A 2,094-nucleotide genomic window follows, 5' to 3' on the forward strand; every position below is an offset into this window, starting at 1 on the left:
CGCCCGTGCGTGAGTAGGTCCCTGATCCGTGCGTGATTAGGTCCCTGAGCGGCGCCGCGCCCGCCCGTGCCGGCTCAGCCCTGGTGGCTCCGCCGGGCCGGGCGGAGCTACCCGATCAGCCGCCCGATCAGCCGCCCGATCAGCCGGGCGGGAACGCGGCCGGGGAGGCGAGCAGGTGCGCGGGATCGTCGTAGACGGAGTCGGCGCCCGCGTCCTCCAGGTCGGCCCGGGGGATCCCCCCGCAGAGCAGACCCACGCATCGCACCCCGGCCCTGCTGCCCGCCTCCATGTCCCACACCGTGTCCCCGACGAAGACGGCGTGCTCCGCCGCGACGCCGACGAGTTCCAGTGCCCGCTCGACCGGCTCGGGCGCGGGCTTCCCCTCGGCCACGTCGTCGGCGCTCGCCGTCCCGGCGATGGCGTCGTCCGCGTCGATCGCCCGGCGCAGCGCCGACAGCTCGTGGCCGCCCGCCGACGTGGCCAGGACGACCTTCCAGCCGTCGCCCGCCAGACGCCGCAGCAGCCGCCCGGCGTCCGGCATCGGGGCCAGGCGCTCCAGGTACTGGCCGTAGAGGGCCTTGTGGGCTGCGCTGATCGAGTCCGCCTCCTCGTCCGCCCGTTCCCGGCCGAGCAGATGCGCGACCAGATCACCGGAGGCCAGGCCGATCGCGCGGTGGAGCGCGTGCGTCGACACCCGGTGGCCGGCCTGCCGGAACGCCTCCCACCAGGTCACGACGTGCAGATGGTTGGTGTCGACGAGGCTTCCGTCGACGTCGAACACAGCCGCCCGCCCGTGCGGACCCCCGGCCGCCGTGTCCTTCGGGTGCCCCTGTTCCATGAGCCCGTCACCTCCGGTCGATGGCGGCGCCCCGGACGTCGGGCGCCGCTCGCCGGGTACCCGGCGAGCGGCCGGGCACACGGAAGGCCCGGCCGGGCACACGGGAGGCCGGCGGCCGGACGCGGCGGCCGAGGTCAGGCGGTGTTGTTCGCCAGGGCGAGCAGGCGGCTCATCGAGCCGTTGAACTTGTTCCGGTCGACGTCCCCGGAGACACCGGCGACCCGGCCGGTGGCGGTGTACTGCCAGATGGTCCACGTCGGGAAGCCGCTGGGGACGTTGGGGCTGCTGACGCCCCAGTGGGCGATCCACAGGGGCGCCTTGGCCGACATGCCGGTCCAGCCGCCGGTGCAGGAGTTCCACCAGCTCGCGGTCGTGTAGACGACGACGTCGCGGCCGGTGCGCGCCTTGTAGGCGGTGTGGAAGTCGTTGACCCAGGAGCGCATCTGGGTCGTGGACAGCCCGTAGCACATGGCCCCCGAGGGATTGTGCTCGATGTCGAGCACGCCGGGCAGCGTCTGGTTGTCCCGGGACCACGCACCGCCGTTGGAGGCGAAGAAGTTCGCCTGGGTGGCTCCGTTCGAGGCGTTGGGCCGGGCGAAGTGGTAGGCGCCGCGGACCAGGCCGGCGTTGTAGGAGCCGGTGTAGTTCGCGCCGAAGCGCGAGTCCTTGAAGGTGGTGCCCTCGGTCGCCTTCATGTAGGCGAAGTCGATTCCGGCGCTCTTGACCGAGTTCCAGTTGATCGCGCCCTGCCAGTGCGAGACGTCGATGCCCTGGACGCCGCTGGTGTCCATCGGGGACACGGCGGCGCTGCCCGCCGCGGGCTGTTCGATGCGGGTGCCGGCGCCCATCCAGGCCTGACCTGGCCTGATGGTCTCGCCGGCGGGCGGCGGCGCCGCGGCTGCCGTGCCCGTGCCCGTCACGAGGAGTGCGGCGGTCGCGGGGAGGGTGCCCAGGAGGGTGAGCAGGCTCGGTCTCGCACGGCGGACGGATGCGCGGCGTGCTGCGGACATGGCTGCCTCCGGCTTGTCGTGGGGGGACGTGCGTGAGTGGGTGTCCGGCCACTGAGAGTCATGGACACGTCACGAGTAACGCATGGGTCCCCCGGGGCGTAAAGGGCTTCCGGGAACTCCCCCGGGTCCAGACCTCTGGCGCCTCCCGGGAGCTGGGACGACGGCCCGACGCGCCGGGAACTTTCACGCCCGGGGCGTCGGGCCGTCGTCCCAGCTCCCGGGAGGCGCCAGAGGTCTGGACCCGGG

General features: G+C 73.4%; 2 protein-coding genes. Both read right to left on the reverse strand.

What is annotated here, in order from left to right; translation table 11 throughout:
* Positions 1-139 precede the first annotated feature (139 nt).
* Positions 140-838 (reverse strand): HAD family hydrolase, encoded by a 699-nt coding sequence (locus tag EAO77_RS37865; RefSeq protein ID WP_147992796.1) that lies wholly within the window; start codon positions 836-838, stop codon positions 140-142.
* A 134-nt stretch (positions 839-972) separates the two neighbouring features.
* Entirely contained in the window at positions 973-1,848 is an 876-nt protein-coding gene (locus EAO77_RS37870; protein WP_147992797.1) for a lysozyme, read from the reverse strand.
* Positions 1,849-2,094 lie beyond the last annotated feature (246 nt).

The organism is Streptomyces sp. T39, assembly GCF_008042045.1.
Lineage (GTDB): Bacteria > Actinomycetota > Actinomycetes > Streptomycetales > Streptomycetaceae > Streptomyces.